Source organism: Acidovorax sp. 59 (assembly GCF_002754175.1).
Classification (GTDB): Bacteria; Pseudomonadota; Gammaproteobacteria; order Burkholderiales; family Burkholderiaceae_C; genus Acidovorax; species Acidovorax delafieldii.
On the sequence record NZ_PEET01000001.1, the window covers coordinates 4,070,888 to 4,088,409 of the forward strand.

Annotated in this window: 21 protein-coding genes; 10 read left to right on the plus strand and 11 right to left on the minus strand. The window is 68.0% G+C overall.

Going from position 1 to position 17,522, the window contains the following annotated elements; all coding sequences use genetic code 11:
- Positions 1 to 12: 12 nt before the first annotated feature.
- From CLU87_RS18525 to phnG, 8 genes are read right to left on the minus strand one after another with little or no spacing between them, the layout of a single operon-like run.
- Positions 13 to 1,167 (minus strand): alpha-D-ribose 1-methylphosphonate 5-triphosphate diphosphatase, encoded by a 1,155-nt coding sequence (locus CLU87_RS18525; protein ID WP_099731408.1) that lies wholly within the window; start codon positions 1,165 to 1,167, stop codon positions 13 to 15.
- Positions 1,164 to 1,898 carry a phosphonate C-P lyase system protein PhnL gene (gene phnL, locus CLU87_RS18530; RefSeq protein WP_099731409.1) on the minus strand — a complete coding sequence of 245 codons (735 nt, stop codon included), beginning with the start codon at positions 1,896 to 1,898 and terminating at the stop codon, positions 1,164 to 1,166. Before phnL ends, CLU87_RS18525 begins: the two co-directional genes overlap by 4 nt.
- Complete coding sequence (phnK, locus tag CLU87_RS18535; protein ID WP_099731410.1) at positions 1,895 to 2,683, minus strand: phosphonate C-P lyase system protein PhnK; 789 nt, start codon at positions 2,681 to 2,683, stop codon at positions 1,895 to 1,897. Before phnK ends, phnL begins: the two co-directional genes overlap by 4 nt.
- Entirely contained in the window at positions 2,680 to 3,141 is a 462-nt protein-coding gene (locus CLU87_RS18540; RefSeq protein ID WP_099731411.1) for a GNAT family N-acetyltransferase, read from the minus strand. Before CLU87_RS18540 ends, phnK begins: the two co-directional genes overlap by 4 nt.
- The gene (locus tag CLU87_RS18545) at positions 3,138 to 4,058 is read right to left on the minus strand and encodes an alpha-D-ribose 1-methylphosphonate 5-phosphate C-P-lyase PhnJ (RefSeq protein ID WP_099731412.1); all 921 of its coding nucleotides are present in this window, start codon (positions 4,056 to 4,058) and stop codon (positions 3,138 to 3,140) included. Before CLU87_RS18545 ends, CLU87_RS18540 begins: the two co-directional genes overlap by 4 nt.
- Positions 4,055 to 5,158 (minus strand): carbon-phosphorus lyase complex subunit PhnI, encoded by a 1,104-nt coding sequence (locus CLU87_RS18550; RefSeq protein ID WP_099731413.1) that lies wholly within the window; start codon positions 5,156 to 5,158, stop codon positions 4,055 to 4,057. The genes CLU87_RS18545 and CLU87_RS18550 overlap by 4 nt, the downstream gene beginning before the upstream one ends.
- 2 nt (positions 5,159 to 5,160) lie before the next feature.
- Entirely contained in the window at positions 5,161 to 5,802 is a 642-nt protein-coding gene (phnH, locus tag CLU87_RS18555; RefSeq protein WP_099731414.1) for a phosphonate C-P lyase system protein PhnH, read from the minus strand.
- Positions 5,799 to 6,311: a phosphonate C-P lyase system protein PhnG gene (phnG, locus tag CLU87_RS18560; RefSeq protein WP_099731415.1), complete on the minus strand. Its 513-nt coding sequence runs from the start codon at positions 6,309 to 6,311 to the stop codon at positions 5,799 to 5,801. The genes phnH and phnG overlap by 4 nt, the downstream gene beginning before the upstream one ends.
- 75 nt (positions 6,312 to 6,386) lie before the next feature.
- On the opposite strand from phnG, the gene phnF reads away from it, so the two are divergent.
- Genes phnF through CLU87_RS18585 form a run of 5 tightly spaced genes read left to right on the plus strand, consistent with a single transcriptional unit; the run spans position 6,387 to position 10,153 of the window.
- Complete coding sequence (gene phnF / locus CLU87_RS18565) at positions 6,387 to 7,169, plus strand: phosphonate metabolism transcriptional regulator PhnF (RefSeq protein ID WP_099731416.1); 783 nt, start codon at positions 6,387 to 6,389, stop codon at positions 7,167 to 7,169.
- Positions 7,156 to 7,884 (plus strand): DUF1045 domain-containing protein, encoded by a 729-nt coding sequence (locus tag CLU87_RS18570; protein WP_099731417.1) that lies wholly within the window; start codon positions 7,156 to 7,158, stop codon positions 7,882 to 7,884. Before phnF ends, CLU87_RS18570 begins: the two co-directional genes overlap by 14 nt.
- The gene (phnN, locus tag CLU87_RS18575) at positions 7,881 to 8,495 is read left to right on the plus strand and encodes a phosphonate metabolism protein/1,5-bisphosphokinase (PRPP-forming) PhnN (protein ID WP_099731418.1); all 615 of its coding nucleotides are present in this window, start codon (positions 7,881 to 7,883) and stop codon (positions 8,493 to 8,495) included. Before CLU87_RS18570 ends, phnN begins: the two co-directional genes overlap by 4 nt.
- The gene (gene arsC / locus CLU87_RS18580) at positions 8,492 to 8,914 is read left to right on the plus strand and encodes an arsenate reductase (glutaredoxin) (protein ID WP_099731419.1); all 423 of its coding nucleotides are present in this window, start codon (positions 8,492 to 8,494) and stop codon (positions 8,912 to 8,914) included. The genes phnN and arsC overlap by 4 nt, the downstream gene beginning before the upstream one ends.
- Before the next feature lie 39 nt (positions 8,915 to 8,953).
- Entirely contained in the window at positions 8,954 to 10,153 is a 1,200-nt protein-coding gene (locus CLU87_RS18585) for an MFS transporter (RefSeq protein WP_099731420.1), read from the plus strand.
- 4 nt (positions 10,154 to 10,157) lie between these two features.
- Here the strand turns inward: CLU87_RS18585 and CLU87_RS18590 are convergent, their stop codons facing one another.
- Entirely contained in the window at positions 10,158 to 10,832 is a 675-nt protein-coding gene (locus CLU87_RS18590; RefSeq protein ID WP_099732241.1) for a DNA-3-methyladenine glycosylase I, read from the minus strand.
- A gap of 82 nt (positions 10,833 to 10,914) precedes the next feature.
- Here CLU87_RS18590 and CLU87_RS18595 point away from each other — a divergent pair, with 82 nt between their 5' ends.
- Genes CLU87_RS18595 through CLU87_RS18605 form a run of 3 tightly spaced genes read left to right on the plus strand, consistent with a single transcriptional unit; the run spans position 10,915 to position 13,200 of the window.
- The gene (locus CLU87_RS18595) at positions 10,915 to 12,087 is read left to right on the plus strand and encodes an aminopeptidase (protein WP_099731421.1); all 1,173 of its coding nucleotides are present in this window, start codon (positions 10,915 to 10,917) and stop codon (positions 12,085 to 12,087) included.
- Entirely contained in the window at positions 12,080 to 12,487 is a 408-nt protein-coding gene (locus tag CLU87_RS18600) for a polyhydroxyalkanoic acid system family protein (RefSeq protein ID WP_099731422.1), read from the plus strand. Before CLU87_RS18595 ends, CLU87_RS18600 begins: the two co-directional genes overlap by 8 nt.
- A gap of 8 nt (positions 12,488 to 12,495) precedes the next feature.
- The gene (locus CLU87_RS18605; RefSeq protein WP_099731423.1) at positions 12,496 to 13,200 is read left to right on the plus strand and encodes a nitroreductase; all 705 of its coding nucleotides are present in this window, start codon (positions 12,496 to 12,498) and stop codon (positions 13,198 to 13,200) included.
- Positions 13,201 to 13,221: 21 nt separating this feature from the next.
- On the opposite strand, the gene CLU87_RS18610 is transcribed toward CLU87_RS18605, so the two are convergent.
- Positions 13,222 to 14,283, minus strand: a complete 1,062-nt coding sequence (locus CLU87_RS18610; protein WP_099731424.1) for an ornithine cyclodeaminase — start codon at positions 14,281 to 14,283, stop codon at positions 13,222 to 13,224.
- A 201-nt stretch (positions 14,284 to 14,484) separates the two neighbouring features.
- Between CLU87_RS18610 and CLU87_RS18615 the strand changes: the two genes are divergently transcribed.
- Positions 14,485 to 15,405 (plus strand): hydroxymethylglutaryl-CoA lyase, encoded by a 921-nt coding sequence (locus CLU87_RS18615; RefSeq protein ID WP_099731425.1) that lies wholly within the window; start codon positions 14,485 to 14,487, stop codon positions 15,403 to 15,405.
- 64 nt (positions 15,406 to 15,469) lie between these two features.
- Here the strand turns inward: CLU87_RS18615 and CLU87_RS18620 are convergent, their stop codons facing one another.
- The gene (locus CLU87_RS18620) at positions 15,470 to 15,724 is read right to left on the minus strand and encodes an acyl-CoA-binding protein (RefSeq protein ID WP_056745710.1); all 255 of its coding nucleotides are present in this window, start codon (positions 15,722 to 15,724) and stop codon (positions 15,470 to 15,472) included.
- Between the two features lie 149 nt (positions 15,725 to 15,873).
- On the opposite strand from CLU87_RS18620, the gene CLU87_RS18625 reads away from it, so the two are divergent.
- Positions 15,874 to 17,508 carry a wax ester/triacylglycerol synthase family O-acyltransferase gene (locus CLU87_RS18625; RefSeq protein WP_099731426.1) on the plus strand — a complete coding sequence of 545 codons (1,635 nt, stop codon included), beginning with the start codon at positions 15,874 to 15,876 and terminating at the stop codon, positions 17,506 to 17,508.
- Positions 17,509 to 17,522 lie beyond the last annotated feature (14 nt).

A 17,522-nucleotide genomic window follows, 5' to 3' on the forward strand; every position in this document is an offset into this window, starting at 1 on the left:
CCTGCACGCGCTCTACAGGACGCGCTGCCCTTCACGCCACACCCCACGCACCACGGCCTGGCGACCGCCATCAGGCAGCTCAGCCATGTGCACCTGCACCAGGTCGGCGCGCAGGCCGGGCGCCAGCGCGCCCCGGTCGGCCATGCCCGCGGCCTTGGCGGGGTTGCAGGTGACGGTGGCCACGGCCTGTGGCAGGGGCAGGATGTCGTCCTGTACCAGCCGCATCACCGCGCTCAGCAAGCTGCCGGGCACGTAGTCGGACGAGAGGATGTCCAAGAGCCCCCGGCGTGCCAGATCGGCCGCCGCCACATTGCCCGAGTGCGAACCACCGCGCACCACGTTGGGCCCGCCCATCACGGTGAGCAAGCCACGTTCGTGCGCGGCCTGGGCTGCGGCCAGTGTGGTCGGGAACTCCGACATCGCGGCCCCTTCGGCATGGGCCTGCTCCACATGGGCCACCGTGGTGTCGTCGTGGCTGGCCAGCGAGATGCCGTGCGTGCGGCAGTAATCCACAAAGTACGCACGGTGTGGCTCGGCGTACTGCGCCTGCAGCGTGGCAGCGTGCGCCACCTGGCGCTCGAATTTCTCGGCGCTCCAGCCCTTCTTGCCGGTGTAGTAGGTGCGCGCCTGCTCGATGTTCTCCCACTGGCGCTGACCTGGGGTGTGGTCCATCAGCGAGATCAACGACAGGCGCGGGTGCCCGTGGAACGGCTCGAACAGGTCGATGGTGTTGGGCGCAGGCAGCTCGCAGCGCACATGCAGGTGGTGGTCGGCCCGCAGCAGGTTGCGCTCGGTGCAGGTGTCGATGGTGTCGAGCACGCGGTTCCAGGCGCTGCCGCGCAGGCTGTCCACGTCGGCCTCGCCCACGCCCAGCGCGTCGAGCACTGTCGTGATGCCTGCGGCCGCAATCTCGGCGTCGTGCGCAAGCAGCGCAGGCATCTCGGCCCATTGCACCTTGGGTCGCGGCATCAGGTGGCGCTCGAAATTGTCGGTGTGGATTTCGACCAGCCCGGGCAGCAGGTAGTCGCCCCCCAGGTCGATGCCTTGCAAGGCCGCGGTGGCCCCGCTGTCCAGCGAGGCAATGCGCCCGCCATCCACGTGCAGGCTGCCCAACACCACTTCGCCCGGCAGCACCATGCGGGCGTTCTTGAACACGGTCGCGGTCATGCCGATGCTCCCCGGAAGTCACCCACATTCACGCGGCGCGTGGCCACGGCAGCGCCGACCTGTGCATCGTGAAAGATGCCCACCAGGGCCGACCCGCGCGCCACCGCCTCGCGGATCATGGCGATCACGGTCTCGGTGTTGGCTGCATCGAGCGATGCGGTGGGCTCGTCCAGCAGCAACAGCGGCTTGGGCTTGATCATGTTGCGGGCGATGTTGATGCGCTGCTGCTCCCCGCCCGAGAAGGTGGCGGGTGGCAGATGCCACAGCCGCTCGGGGATGCGCAGGCGGGTCAGCCACTGGCGGGCGGTATCGCGCGCGGCCTCGATGCCCGCAGGGTCGTCTCCGGCGTCTTCCGCCAGTGGCTCGGCCACCACGTCCAGCGCCGACACACGTGGAATGACCCGCAGGAACTGGCTCACGTACCCCACGGTGTCCCGCCGCAGCTGCACCAGCGCACGCGGCGTGGCCTGCGTCACATCCACCACGGCGCCATCGGCCGAGCGCACCGTGATGCGGCCCGCATTGGTCCGGTAGTTGGCATAGATCATCTTGAGCAGCGTGCTCTTGCCCATGCCCGAGGGGCCGTCCAGCACCACACATTCACCGGGCTGCACGGCCAGGTCCACCTGGGCGAGCACGGGCAGTTCAATGCCGTTCTGGTGGTGCAGGGTGAAGCGCTTGGCCACTCCTTGCATCTGGAGAATGGGCGCAATGGAAGGGGGCTGGTTCATGGCTGCAGTACCGAAGAAACGAGGAGCTGGGTGTAAGGGTGTTGCGGGTCGTCAAGCACCTGGTCGGTCAGGCCAGCCTCCACCACGCGGCCGCGTTGCATGACCACCATGCGGTGGGCCAGCAGGCGTGCCACGGCCAGGTCGTGCGTGACGACAATGGCCGCCAACTGCATCTGCCGCGTGAGCTGGCGCAGCAGGTCCAGCAGGCGCGCCTGCACCGACACATCGAGGCCCGAGGTGGGTTCGTCCATGAACACCAGGCGAGGCTGGGTGACCAGGTTGCGCGCAATCTGCAGGCGCTGGCGCATGCCGCCCGAAAACGTGCGCGGTGCATCGTCGATGCGCGCCGCGTCGATCTCCACGCGCTGCAGCCATTCCGTGGCCGTGGCGCGCAGGCGGCCATAGTGGCGCTCGCCCAGGCCCATCAGGCGCTCGCCCACGTTGGCACCGGCGGACACATCCATGCGCAGGCCGTCCGCCGCGTTCTGGTGCACAAAGCCCCAGTCGGTGCGGGCCAGCAGACGCTGCTGCGCTTCGGTCATGGCGTAGATGTCCTGCAGCTCGCCGCTGCGCTGGCGGAACTGCACCGTGCCTTCGTCCGGGGCGCTGCGCGCCGCAATGGCGTTGAGCAGGGTGGACTTGCCGGAGCCCGACTCGCCCACCACGGCCAGCACCTCGCCGGGCCACAGGTCAAAGGACGCGCCTTGCAGCGCCACGCGATCGCCATAGCGCTTGCTGACATTGCGCACGCTCAGCAGCGGCGCAGAAGATTCGGGGTGATTCATGTGAGGGTCTCGACAACAAAGCTCAGGCCATGCTGCGCAAAGCCCAGGGATTCATAGAAGGCATGCGCGCCCTTGCGGCGGGCGTTGGACGAGAGCGCGAGCTTGTAGCAGCCCGCGTCGCGCGCCTGCTGCATGGCGTGGGCCATCATCTGGCGGCCAATGCCTCGGCCCTGCTGGTCCTGCGCCACCACCACGTCTTCCACGATGGCCGAGGGCGTGCCCCGGTGCGCCAGGTTGTGCATGACGAGCAGCGCATAGGTGCCCACCACGGCGCCGTGCTGCGAGGGGTCGCAGGCCACCCACAGGCGGTAGCTGGGGTAGCGGGCGAACTGGGCCCACACGGCCTGGGCTTCTTCCAGGGTCAGCACGTCGGCCGGGCTGTCTTCAATGGCGGCATACAGCGCCAGCACGCTCTCCAGGTCTGCCTGCCGGGCTTCGCGGATGTGCACGGTGCTCATGCGGCGCCGCCTTCCACGCGCGCCGTTTCGGCCTGCTGCGCCTGGCGCTCTTGGCAGTAGTCCGAATCGGAACAGACATGCATGCGCCCGCCCTGGTCGTCGGTGATGACCTCGTCCAGAAAGCTGTCGGTGGCGCCACACAGCGCGCAGGCAGCATCCCAGCGCTGCACCTCGAACGGGTGGTCCTCAAAACCCAGGCTCTCCACCGGCGTATAGGGCGGCACGGCGTAGATGCGCTTTTCGCGGCCCGCACCAAACAGCTGCAGCGCGGGGTTCATGTGCATCTTGGGGTTGTCGAACTTCGGGATAGGCGACGGCGCCATCACATAGCGGCCGTTGACCAGCACGGGGTAGTCGTAGGTGGTGGCGATGTGGCCATAGCGTGCGATGTCTTCGTAGAGCTTGACGTGCATGAGCCCGTACTCGGCCAGGCCGTGCAGGGTGCGTGTCTCGGTCTCGCGCGGCTCCAGGCGCTGCATGGGCTCGGGCACGGGCACCTGGTAGACGATGACCTGGCCTTCGGTCAGCGGCGTCTCGGGGATGCGGTGGCGCGTCTGGATCAGCGTGGCCTCGCGCGTGCGGGTGGTGGTGGCCACAGCCGTGGTGCGTTCGAAGAAGCGGCGGATGTTGACCGCATTGACCGTGTCGTCCGATCCCTGGTCGATGACCTTGAGGCAGTCCTCTGGTCCGATGATGGACGCGGTGACCTGGATGCCGCCCGTGCCCCAGCCATAGGGCAGCGGCATCTCGCGGGAGCCAAACGGCACCTGGTAGCCGGGGATGGCCACGGCCTTGAGGATGGCGCGGCGGATCATGCGCTTGGTGCGCTCGTCCAGGTAGGCAAAGTTGAAGTGGCCGTCCACCGGTGCGGCGTCGGCGGGCAGGCCCATCACGGCGGGTTCCATGGGCGCGTTCATGCGGCATCCTCCTCAGCGGGGGTGGTGGGGTGGGCGGCAGCGGCGCGCATCTTGCGCACCAGCTCCAGCTCGGACTGAAAGTCCACGTAGTGCGGCAGCTTCAGGTGCTGCACAAAGCCCGAGGCTTCGAGGCTGTCGCTGTGGCCCAGCACGAACTCCTGCATCTGTGCGGGCGACTCCACCGGCTCGCCCAGCTCATCCGCGCGCAGGGCGCGGTCCACCAGGCTCATGGCCATGGCCTTGCGCTCGCTGTGGCCAAACGCCAGGCCATAGCCGCGCGTGAACTGCGGGGGCTGGCTCTTGCTGCCTGCAAACTGGTTCACCATCTCGCACTCGGTGATCTCGATGTCACCGATGTCGATGGCAAAGCCCAGCTCTTCGGGGTCGATCTCCACCGCCACCGTGCCCAGGCGCACCTCACCCACAAACGGGTGCGAGTGCGAGTAACCGCGCTGCGTGGAATACGCCATGGCGAGCAGGAAGCCCTCATCGCCGCGCGCCAGGTTTTGCAGGCGTGTGGCGCGGTTGGCGGGGAAGCGCAGTGGCTCGCGGGTCAGGTCTGTAGGCGCCGGGTCGCCCGGGGGCACGGGGCGGGTTTCGATCAGGCCTTGCTGGTTGAGCAGGTCCACCACGCGCGGCGTGGGGCCAGATGGCACAGCCGCTGCCGCAGCGACAGGCCGCGTCACCGTGCCTTCGGCCAGCAGCTTGAAGTCGAGCAGGCGCTGCGTGTAGTCGTAGGTGGGGCCCAGCACCTGGCCACCGGGCAGGTCCTTGAAAGTGGCAGAGATGCGCCGGTCCAGCACCATGCGGCTGGTGTCCAGCGGGCAGGTGGTGCCCAGGCGCGGCAGCGTGGCGCGGTAGGCGCGCAGCAAGAAAATGGCTTCCACCAGGTCGCCCGCCGCTTGCTTGATGGCCAGCGCGGCGAGTTCGGGGTCGTACACCGAACCCTCGGTCATGACGCGGTCCACCGCCAGCTTGAGCTGCTGGCGGATCTGCTCCACAGAGAGTTCAGGCTGTGCGGCGTCGCCCCGACGCTGGCGGGCCAGCAACTGGTAGCTGTTGAGAATGGCGGCTTCTCCGCCTTTGACGGCTACGTACATGCTCAGGCCTCCTGAAGGGCAGTGGCACCGCGCGTTGCCCGCGTGGTGCGTGGCAGACCCACGATGTGGTCCGCAGTGGCCAGTAGCAGATCCACACCACGTGGAAACACCCCATGGTTGGCCGCCCACTGGGCCTCGAAGTCGTCGGGCAAACCATCCACCTGCAAGGCCGCCACCTCCTGGATGCCGGGGCCACGCAAGTGCCACGCATCACTCGCGTCCGCCGTGGTGGCGGCGGCACGCGATACATCGACCACGCAAGTCGCTGACTGGTCGGGGTAGATGTCGGTGCCCAGAGCCAGACGGTTCAGGGCCGGCAGCGCATCACCCTGGGCCACCCACACAAAACGGGCTTGTGCAGCGTCGGCCACCACAGTGCAGCCCGTGTGAAAGCGCAGCCAGGCACCGGCATCACTGGCTGCCAGCCTGGGCGAGAGCCACAACGTGCAATCGCTGTCGAGCAGGGCCAGCAGCACGGCCGCCGACGCGGCATGCCCCACGGCAGGAGCCTCCGCGTCGTGTTCTACCGCCACCGTGCGGCCGGGGTGCGACAGCGCCTGCAGCACGGCGCGGAACACCGCCTGGCTGCCAAAGGCTTCGTTCGAGAATCCGGCACCCAGCGATGCCAAGGGGGTCGTGTTCATTCGGTGTCCTCATCGTTGTCAGAACCGCTCTCGCGCGCCACGGTGAAGAAGTCCACCTTGGTGCTGGCGGCACGGGCCTGGCGCTCGGCCTGGGTGGTGCGCAGGTGGGCGCGGATGGGTTCCAGCAGCTGGGCGTCCAGCACCGGTTGTTGTGCGGGGTCTTGCAGCAGCGCGTCGGCCAGCGCGGCCAGCTGCACCTGGCGGTGCGAGCGGCCCAGCACGTAGGCCACGCCCACAGTGGCCTCAGCGGCGTCCGATGCGTCGGCCACGCGCAGCGCGCAGCGGGTGACGGTGACCTCACCCAGGTTGAAGCGCTCGCCCGTTCCGCCAGCGCGGCCCTGCACCATCATCAGGCCGGTCTCGGGCGCACGCAGCCAGCGCGCGGGGCGCGTGGCATGCTCGTGCAAGGCAGATTCGAGCAGCCCCAGCGGTGCCCGGGCCAGCAGCGCCATCCAGTGCGCGCGGCCCAGGGGGCGGCCCGGTCCCGGGTTGTCAAAGGCTTGAAACATGGAAGTGGTACCCTGAAAGTTGTATAGACAAATTGAACAACTGGCGCCAGCTTAAAGAGCGCGCATGTAGGTTTCATGACAGCCAGCACCACCTCTCTCACGACCCCGCTACAGGTCCTGCAAGCACCACCACTGCGCCCTGCGCGCGACAGCTTCTGGACGCGCATAGCCGCCGAGCTGGCCGAGGCCATCGGCAGCGGCGTTTATCCGCCGGGCCAGCGACTGCCCTCGGAGCACGCGCTGGCCGAGCAGTTCGGCGTGAACCGCCACACCATCCGCCGCTCGCTCGCCAGCCTGTGCAGCCAGGGGCTAGTGCGCATCACGCAGGGCAGCGGCACCTATGTGGAAGACTTTGCGGTGGACCTGGTGCTGGGCAAGCGCACGCGCCACCAGCAGGGCCTGGCACAGGCGGGGCTGCGCGGCAGCCTGGTGGTGCTGCAGGCCCAGACCACGCGCGCCACGGCGGCGCTGGCGAAGGCGCTGCAAGTGCCCGCGCGCAGCCCGCTGCTGGCGCTGCGCGTTCGGGGCGACGCCGAGGGCCAGCCCCTGCACATCAGCGAGCGCTACTTTCCCCTGCCGCGCTTCGAGAACCTGGCGGCCGTGGTGCGCGAGACAGGCTCCATCACCGCAGGCTTCACCGCCCACGGCGTGGCCGACTACACCCGCCGCGAAAGCCGCATCACCGCCGAGCTGCCGAGCGCCGAAGTGGCCGCCCAGTTGCGCCAGCCCACCTCACGCCCCGTGCTGCAGGTAGAGAGCTTGAACGTGGACCTGGCAGGCAGGCCCATCGAATGGGCGCGCGCCTGGTTTGCGGGCGACCGCGTGAAACTGACCATTGACCACGATGAACACGCCTGACATGCCACCCACCCACCACCGCTATGCGGTCTATTTCGCACCCAACCCGGGCAGCCTGGGCTGGCTGGCCGGCAGCCACTGGCTGGGGCGCTGCGCCGCGCTGCTGCAGCCACTGCAACAGCTCGCCATCGACGGCGTGGCGGCGGACGACCTGCACCGCCTGACCGCAGCACCCCGCCGCTACGGCTGGCACGCCACGCTCAAGGCGCCGTTTGCGCTGGCGCCCGGCACCGACTGGATCACGCTGCACCAGGCCGTGCAGTCCGTGGCGCGCTGTCTGCAACCCTTTGTGCTGCCGCCCCTGCAGGTGCAACGCATCGACGACTTTCTAGCGCTGGTGCCCCCGGCGTTGCACCCCGCCAATGCGCAGATCCAGGAGACCGCCGCCACCTGCGTGACGGCGCTGCAGCCCTTGGCCGCACCCTTGTCCGACGCCGACCTGGCCCGGCGCCGCTCGGCGGGGCTCACTGCCCGGCAGGACGCGCTGCTGCAGCAATGGGGCTACCCCTTTGTGCTGGACGAGTTCCGCTTTCACATGTCGCTCACCGGCAGCCTGGCGCAGGTGGACAAACAGACGCAGGCGCTGGTGTTCGAGGCCGCGCAGGAGTTCTTCTCGGACCTTCCCATGCTGAAGTTCAACAGCCTGGCCTTGTTCGCAGAGCCCATACCCGGCGCCGACTTTGTGCTGCTGGATCACCTGGAGATGGGCGCATGACCACCGGCAGACTGATTTACTGCATGGGCCCCTCGGGTGCGGGTAAGGACAGCCTGCTGAACTGGTTACGGACACACCTGCCCACCCCTTGCCCCGTGCACTGGGCGCAGCGCACCATCAGCCGTGCCGCGACGTCTGCCGGCGAAGTGCATGAAAGCGTTTCGCCCCAAACGTTTTTTGCGCTGTGCAGCGACCACGCCTTTGCCCTGCACTGGCAGGCCAACGGCCTGGGTTACGGCGTGCGGCATGCGCAACTGGCGCCGCTGGCGCAGGGTCACTGGGTGCTGCTCAATGGCTCGCGCGCCTACCTGCCCGAGGCCCTGGCGCGCTTCCCGGGCCTGGTGGCTGTGCACATCACTGCCAGCCCGCAGGTGCTGCGCGAACGTCTGCTGGCGCGGGGCCGCGAGACGCGCGAAGAGGTGGAGGCCCGCGTGCAGCGCGCGCTGGCCTACAGCCCGCCGCCGGGCGCGGCCAGCCTGGAGGTGCACAACGACGGAGTGCTGGGCGATGCGGGCCTGCGGCTGCTGAACGCGTTGGAAAATTTACCGGGCTGGCCCCAGCGCAGTGGCAAACTTTCGCCCATTGTTTCCGTACTTTCCAGCACGCCATGACCACCATCACGATCTATCACAACCCCAAGTGCGGCACGTCCCGCAACACCCTCGCCATGATCCGCAACAGCGGCATGGAGCCCGAGGTCATCGAATACCTGAAAGCCCCGCCCGACCGTGCCACGCTGGTGGCGCTGATTGCAGCGACCGGCGAGCCGGTGATCAACGCCGTGCGCACCAAGGAAGCGATCTTCACCGAGCTGCAACTGGACGCACCGGGCGTCACCGACGCGCAGCTCATCGACGCGATGCTGCAGCACCCCATCCTCATCAACCGCCCCATAGTGGTCACGCCCCTGGGCACGCGGCTGTGCCGCCCGTCCGAGAAAGTGCTGGACATCCTGCCCGCACCGCAGCAAGGTGCCTTCACCAAGGAGGATGGCGAAGTCGTCATCAACGCGCAGGGCCAGCGTGTCTGAGGCAACCTCGCGCGCCCCCGCCATGGCCCACCGCGCGGCATGAGCGCCGCGTCACAACGCTGGACCGTGGCGCGCCTGGGCACGGCCCAGACGCTGGCCTGGGCCTCGTCCTACTACCTGCCTGCCATGCTGGCCGCGCCCATGGCGCGCGACTTGGGTGTGGCCACCCCCACGGTGTTCGCGGCGTTTTCCGTGGCGCTCATCGTGTCGGCACTACTCGGGCCTTTCGCGGGCCGAGCCATCGACCGCCATGGCGGCCGCCCGGTGCTGATGGGCACCAACCTGCTGTTTGCAGCTGCTCTGGCGGGCATGGCCCTGGCGCAAGGCCCGGTGGGCCTGTTTGCCGCGTGGGTGCTAATGGGCGTGGCCATGGGGTCGGGCCTTTACGAGGCGGCGTTTGCCACGCTGGTGCGGCTGTACGGCCAGGGCGCGCGCAGCGCCATCACCGGCATCACGCTGATCGCGGGGTTTGCCAGCACCGTGGGCTGGCCGCTGTCGGCCTGGATGGAGACGCAATGGGGTTGGCGCGGAGCGTGCGCGGGCTGGGCCGCATTGCACTTGCTGGTGGGGGTGCCGCTCAATGGCTGGCTGCCGCGCGCCGACGCCGCAGAAAAGGCCACCGAACCATCGACGGACGCCATCGCAGCGCCCGCCACAGAACCGGCCGTATCCGCCCCGCCCACTCCAGCACGCCCGCTGCGCACCACCGTGCTGCTGTCCTTTGTGTTTGCGGTCACCTGGTTCACCAGCACCGCCATGGCAGCCCACCTGCCCCACCTGCTGCAGGCCAGCGGTACGTCGCTGCAGGCGGCAGTGGCAATGGCCGCGCTGGTGGGCCCTGCGCAGGTGGCTGCACGCCTGCTGGAGTTTGGTTTTCTGCGCCGCCTGCACCCGCTGCTGTCGGCCCAGCTCGCTGCCGCCGCGCACCCCGTGGGCGCGGGCCTGCTGATGGTGCTGGGCGGGCCTGCGGCTGCAGTATTTACCGTGCTGCACGGGGCAGGCAACGGGATACTGACCATTGCCAAGGGCACGCTGCCACTGGTGCTGTTTGGGCCAGCAGGCTACGGCGCGCGCCAGGGCCTGATGATGGTGCCCGCCCGCGTGGCGCAGGCGTTTGCACCGGTGCTGTTTGGCATGCTGCTGGACAGCGCCGGGGCAGCGGCCCTGTGGCTCACCACACTGCTGGGCCTCGCCGCGTTGGGAGCGCTGTGGCTGCTGCGTCCCGTGGCTCGGGTCTGAACGATCAACCGCACGGCACCACAAACGCCTTGCGCGCAGCGAGCGCTGCGGGGCGCGAGTGGCAGCCTTCCAGGTGGTCATTGACCAGCCCCATGGCCTGCATGAAGGCGTACACCGTGGTGGGGCCCACAAAACTCCAGCCACGTCTCTTGAGGTCCTTGGACATGGCCATCGACGCGGGCGATGTGGACAGGGTGCGCGCCACGTCGCGCGTGAGGCGCTCGGGCCGGTCGGTGGCAGCGGGCTCGTAGCGCCAGGCGTAGTGCGCCAGCGAACCAAACTCGCGCCGCAGCTCCAGCACACGGTGGGCATTGTTGATGGTGGACTCGATCTTGCCCCGGTGGCGCACGATGGCCGCGTCCTGCACCAGGCGCTCGATCTCGGCCGGGCCGAAGGCTGCCACCTGCTCGGCGTCGAAGTTCGCGAACGCGGCACGAAAGCCCTCGCGCTTGTTCAGGATGGTGAGCCAGCTCAGGCCCGATTGAAAACCCTCCAGGCAGATCTTCTCGAACAGCCTGCGGTCGTCGGCCACCGGAAAGCCCCACTCGGTGTCGTGGTAGTGGCGGTACAGCGGCGTGGACTGGCACCAGGTGCAGCGCGGGCAACCGGCCTCGTCAGCGAACAGGCCGTCGGCCAGCGCAGGTGGGCGAGCAGGATCGGGAGCGGTCAAAGGGGTCATGCGCGGCATTCTAGAAAGCGCAACAGCCAGGCTGCTGACAGGGCGAACGCAAAGGGTTCAATCTGCCCATAAACTGCGCTGCATGCGCCAGCCACCTTCCCGCCTGCGGGCCACTTTCAGCCTGATGTTTTGCCTGGTGCTGGCCGGCTGCGCCAGCACCACCGGTCCCTCCAACGCGCTGGGCTACTACTGGCAGTCGCTGCGCGGGCACATGCAGATCATGCATGCCGCAGAACCGATTGACGAATGGGTGGCGCGCAAGGACATCTCGCCCGCCCTGCGCGAGCGCTTGCAGCTGGCGCAACGTGCGCGGGCCTTTGCGGTGGCAGAACTCGGCCTGCCCGACAACGCCAGCTACCGCCGCTATGCCGACCTGAAGCGCCCCGCCGCCGTGTGGAACGTGGTCGCCGCGCCGCCCTATTCGCTGGCGCTGCACACCTGGTGCTTTCCGGTCACGGGCTGCATCGGCTACCGGGGCTATTTCACCGAAGCTGCGGCGCAGGCCGAGGCCGCCGAACTGTCCGCACAGGGCCTGGAGGTGGAGGTGTACGGCGTGCCCGCCTACTCCACGCTGGGCTACATGAACTGGGCGGGCGGCGACCCGCTGCTGTCCACCTTCATCGCCTGGCCCGAGGGAGACTTTGTGCGCCTGCTGTTCCACGAGCTGGCGCACCAGGTGGTCTATGCCCAAAACGACACCTTGTTCAACGAGTCCTTTGCCACGGCGGTGGAACGCATTGGAGTGGCGCGTTGGCTGGCCACGCAGTCCACCCCCGCCGCGCGCGAGGCCTACGCCACCAGCGAAGCGCGGCGCAGCGCCTTCCGCATGCTCACCCGGGCCACGCGCACCCGCCTGGCGGCCATTTATGAGCAGAAGGAGCTTCAAGCGCTAGAAGATCATGCCTTGAGTGCTATGAAAAAAGAAGCAATGCAAGCGTTTCGAGACGACTATGCCGCACTGCGCGCACGCTGGCTGGACGCCCCCGGCGGCACGCCCCCCCGGGCCACCACTGCCCAGGTGGCAGGCTACGACCGCTGGGTGGCCCAGGCCAACAACGCCAGTTTTGCCGCCCAGGCCGCCTACGACGAACTGGTGCCCGCGTTCGAGGCCTTGTTTGAACGCGAGGGGCGCAACTGGCCCCGGTTTTATGATGCCGTACGGCAACTGACGCAGCAGCCCCAGCCCGAGCGGCACGAGGCCCTGCGCGCCCTTTTACCTGACCCCCAACACCTCAAGGAGACACCCGGTGCCTGACATCCATATCCACCGCGACCACCACCTGGGCTTCAAGGAGGCCCGCAAGGTCGCCTTCTCCTGGGCCGAAAAGGCAGAAGAAAAATTCGACATGGAGTGCACCTACGAAGAGGGCGAGACGGAAGACCTGCTTACATTCACCCGCTCGGGCGTCAAGGGCACGCTGCTGGTGGATGCGCACCAGTTCGAGATGAAGGCACAGCTCGGCTTTCTGTTCGGCGCGTTCAAGGACCGCATCGAGGCCGAGATTGGCGAACAGCTGGATGCACTGCTCAATGCACCGCACCCCAGTGCCAAGAAGCCAGCGGCCGACAAGAAGAAAGCGGCGGCAGACGCGGATGCTGACAAGCCGGCCCCCAAGGCAGCGGCCAAGCCTGCCGCCAAGGCCAAGAAGGCCTAGCCACCGCCATGACATCCCCTGCGAACGGGACCGCCGCCCACAGCCCGGCGTTTGACACCCTCTCCACGCTGCTCCACACCCGCTACAGCTGCCGCGCTTTTCTGCCCGAGCCGTTGCCGCGCAGCACCATCGAAGCCATCCTGGCCACCGCTCAGCGCACAGCATCGTGGTGCAACGCGCAGCCCTGGCAGCTCACCATAGCCAGCGGAGCCACGCTGGAGCGCCTGCGCAGCGCACTGCAGTCGCACATGACCACCGCCGCCCCCAACCCCGACCTGCCCTGGCCCCGCGAATACCGGGGCGTGTACCAGGAACGGCGGCGCGAATGCGGCTGGGGCCTGTACGAAGCCCTGGGCATTGCCAAGGGTGACCGCGAAGCCTCGGCCCGCCAGGCGGCGCAGAACTTCACGATGTTCGGCGCACCGCATGTGGCCATCGTCACCAGCGACGAGGCACTGGGCGTCTATGGTGCGGTGGACTGTGGCGCCTATGTCAACAACTTCATGCTGGCCGCGCACAGCCTGGGCGTGGGCTCCATCGCACAGGCGGCGCTGGCGTCCTACCCCGGCGTGCTGCGCGAGGTGCTGGGCATTGGCAACGACCGCAGCATCGTCTGCGGTATCTCCTTTGGCATGGCGGACCCAGCCCACCCGGCCAACCATTTCCGCACCACACGCGCCGACTCCGCCAGCAGCGTGGTCTGGAGGGACTGAGAAGGGGTGACCGGACAGGCGTCAGGCCACAGCGCGCAGCAGGGGGTTGTCCGTGCGCAGCAGCCCAAACAGGTTCTTGGGGTCTGACAGCTGGGGGATGAGTTCGATGGGTTGGCCCATGCCCAGCTCGGCGGCCGTATCGCGCAAGAAGCGCAGCGCAGAAAAGTCCTCCAGCGCAAAGCCTACGGAGTCAAACACCGTTATTGCAGCATCGCTGGCCCGGCCGGTGTGTTGGCCTGCCAGCACTTCCCACAGCTCGGTCACCCCAAAGTCGGCCGGCAGCTGCTGGACGTCGCCTTCGATGCGCGTCTGCGGCGCGTATTCCACAAACACCTGGGCCTGGCGCAGCACGTCGGCATGCAGCTCGGTCTTGCCGGGGCAGTCGCCCCCCACGGCGTTGATGTGCATGCCGGGCGCCAGCATGCCGGGCGTGAGGATGGTGGCGTTGGTCTTGTCGGCCGTCACCGTGGTCACGACGTCAGCGCCGCGCACGGCCTCGGCCGTGCTGTTGCAGGCCACGGTGCGCAGGCCCGTGCCTTGCAGGTTGGCCTGCAGCTTGGCGGTGGCGGCCGGGTCGGTATCAAACAGCCGCAGCGTGGTGATGCCCAGCAGGTGGTGGAAGGCCAGTGCCTGGAACTCGCTTTGGGCGCCGTTGCCGATCAGCGCCATGGTGCGGCTGCCAGGCCGCGCCAGGGCGCGGGCGGCCACGGCCGACATGGCGGCGGTGCGCAGGGCGGTGGTGAGCGTGAGTTCGCTCAGCAGCAGCGGCGCGCCCGTGGCCACATCGGCCAGCACGCCAAACGCCATTACCGTAGGCAGGCCCCAGCGCGTGTTCTTGGGGTGGCCGTTGACGTACTTGAACGCATAGGTCTGGTCATCGGCAATGGGCATGAGTTCGATCACGCCGTCGCGCGAGTGGCTGGCCACACGTGCGGATTTGTCGAACGCGCCCCAGCGCAGAAAGTCGGCCAGGATGTAGTCGGCAATGCCGCGCAGGCAGGCCTCGACGCCCTTGCGCTGCACCATGTCGATGACATCGGTGGCACTGAGGTAGCGGGTGGAAAAATGATGGTGTGAGGGCATGGCGCTTGTCTCCGAATGGGAATGGATACGGCTCCAAGCAGTGTCCCGAAGCGCCAAAACAATGGGAATCGCCCAATCTGCTGCATATTGCTGGGCTGTTTGCCGGTATGGCATCACAAATTGCCACTTTGTTCAAAAGCCCCAGAGCACCTTCTGGCAGCACCAGCGCGCTATCCTCGGCGGCATCCTCCGTCCAGCACCATGACGCAACCCCAAGTAATCATCAGCGAAGTCGGCCCGCGCGATGGCCTGCAGTCCGTCAAAGCCACCATGCCCACGGCCGACAAGCTGCGCTGGATCGACGCCCTGGTGGCGGCCGGCCTGCGTGAGATCGAAGTCGGCTCGTTCGTGCCCGCCCGCCTGCTGCCCCAGATGGCCGATGTGGCCGAAGTGGTGCGGCACGCGCTCACCCACCCTGGCATAACCGTGATGGCCCTGGCGCCCAACCTGCGCGGCGCCGAGGCGGCGCTGGCAGCAGGGGTGCACAAGGTCACCCTGCCGGTGTCGGCCAGTGCTGCCCATTCGCTGGCCAATGTGCGCAAGACACGCGAGGCCATGGTCGAGGAGGTGCGCGCCGTGGCACAGCTGCGTAACGCGCAGGCGCCCGGCGTGCTGGTGGAGGTGGGGTTGTCCACCGCCTTTGGCTGCACGCTGCAGGGCGTGGTGCCCGAGGACGATGTGATCTGGCTCGCAGGCCTGTGCGCCGAGGCCGGCGCCGACGAGGTGGGCCTGTCGGACACCACCGGCATGGCCAACCCGGCGCAGGTGCGCCGCCTGTTCACGCGCCTGCGCGCCGAGCTGGGTGCCAAGGCCGGTGCGGCCCACATGCACAACACCCGCGGGCTGGGGCTGGCCAACTGCCTGGCGGCCTACGACGTGGGGGTGCGCACCTTTGATGCGTCGCTGGGCGGCCTGGGCGGCTGCCCCTATGCGCCGGGCGCGTCGGGCAACGTGGTGACCGAAGACCTGGTGTTCATGTTCGAAGCCATGGGCATTGCCACGGGGGTGGACCTGGAGCGCCTGATGGCCGCCCGCGTGCCGCTGCAGGCGGGGTTGCCGGGCGAGGCGGTCTACGGCATGACGCCGGAAGCCGGGCTGCCCAAGGGGTGGGTCCAGCGTTAGGCGCCTCTGCCCCCAAAGAAAAAGGCGACCAAGGTCGCCTTTTTCTTTGGGGGTCACCGCCGTATCAGCTCAGCGAGGTGATCAGGTCCACATACAGTTGCTTGGCCTCGTCGGCACCCGTGCCCTTGAGCTTTTCCCAGGCGTCCCACTTGGCACGGCCCACCATGTCGGAGAAGCTGGGCTTCTTCTCGGTGTTGTCGCCGGCGGTGGCTTGCTTGTACAGCGCGTAGATCTTGAGCAGCGTGGCGTTGTCGGGACGCTCGCTCAGGTTCTTGGAATTGGCCACGGCGGCTTCGAAGGTGGCATTGAGGTCGGCCATGTCGGTGTGCTCCTTGGGATGTGTGGGGGGAGGGAAAGAACGGTGTCGGCAAGGGTTTGCTGCGTTGTATCTTACGGGCTGAGCACGGCCCGGGGCCGCTCAATCCATAGAGGCAAGCCCCCAAAAATCAAACAATAGGTGTACATCTGATGGTGACCCGCATTCCAGCCCCCCGCAAAGCCGCCCCAGGCCGCAGCACGAGCCCCCTGCGCACCATGCGCGACCAGGCGCCTGAGGTGGCACGCAAGGCCGCCCAGGCCCTGCCCCCCGCAGCCCGCAAGGCCGCCACCGTGGTGCAGAAGAACGTGCGCCGCGCGGCCACCGGCATGCTGGGCCTGTCGGGCGAACGCATGAGCAAGGTCGATACCGCCTGGCTGCGCATGGATTCGCACAGCAACCTGATGATGATCAACGGCGTGTGGACCCTGTCACCCGGCATCACCTGGGAGGCGTTGTGCGAACGCGTACAGCAGCGCCTGCTGCAGTACCCGCGCTTTCGCCAGCGGGTGGTGGAAGATGCCGCAGGCGCCACCTGGGTGGAGGACCGCAACTTCGACATCGCTGCGCATGTGCTGCGCGAAAAGCTGCCCCACCGCACAGGCCACAGCATGCAGCGCGCACTGCAGGACCGCGTGGGCGAACTCGCCATGCAGCCGCTCGATACACGCCGCCCGCTGTGGCAAATGCACCTGATCGAAGACTTTGTGGGTGATGACGGCGCGAAGGGCAGCGCGCTCATCGTGCGCATCCACCACTGCATTGCCGACGGCATTGCACTCATCTCGGTGACCATGTCGCTGGTGGACGGCGGCTCGGAGCCCCCCAAGCGCAAGGCGCGGGCAGACAAGGAAGCCGCCACCGCCGAGGACTGGATCGCCGACGCACTCATCAAGCCCTTCACCGGCCTCACCGTCAAGGCCCTGGACCTGGCGGGCGACAGCGCCGCCAAGTCGTTGCAGATGCTGGGCGACCCGGAAAAGGCCATGCACCACGGGCTGACCGGCACCATGGATATGGCCCGCGTGGCCTACCAACTCGTCAGCGACGCGGCGGCATTGGCGCTGATGCCAGACGACTCGCCCACGCGCCTGAAGGGCCAGCCCGGCAGCGCCAAGCGCGTGGCCTGGTGCCCGCCGATTCCGCTCGAAGAGGTCAAGGCCATCGGCAAAGCACTCAACTGCTCCATCAACGATGTGCTGCTGTCGTGCGTGGCGGGCGCCATCGGCGGCTATCTGCGCAGCCAGGGGGACGACCCTACGGGCCAGGAGATCCGCGCCATGATCCCGGTGAATCTGCGCCCCATGGAAGAGGCCTGGAAGCTGGGCAACCGCTTTGGCCTGGTGCCGCTGGTGCTGCCGATTGGCGTGGCCAACCCTGTCGAGCGCGTGTACGAAGTGCGCAAGCGCATGAATGCGCTCAAGGGCAGCACCCAGCCCATCCTGGCGTTTGCCATGCTCGCCGTGGCAGGCCTGATGATCAAGCCCGCACAGGACGCACTGCTCAACCTGTTTGGCCGCAAGACCACGGCGGTGATGACCAACGTGCCCGGCCCCAAGGAGCAGCTCACGCTGTGCGGCGCACGCGTCACGCAGTGCATGTTCTGGGTGCCGCAGTCGGGTGACATCGGCCTGGGGGTCTCCATCCTCAGCTACGGCGGCGGCGTGCAGTTTGGCGTGATCACCGACACCACCCTGTGCCCCGAGCCGCAGCAGATCATCGACGCCTTTGCGCCCGAGTTTGACCAGCTGTCGCTGCTCACGCTGATGCTGCCGTGGGGCGACTGAACGCATCTGCGTTG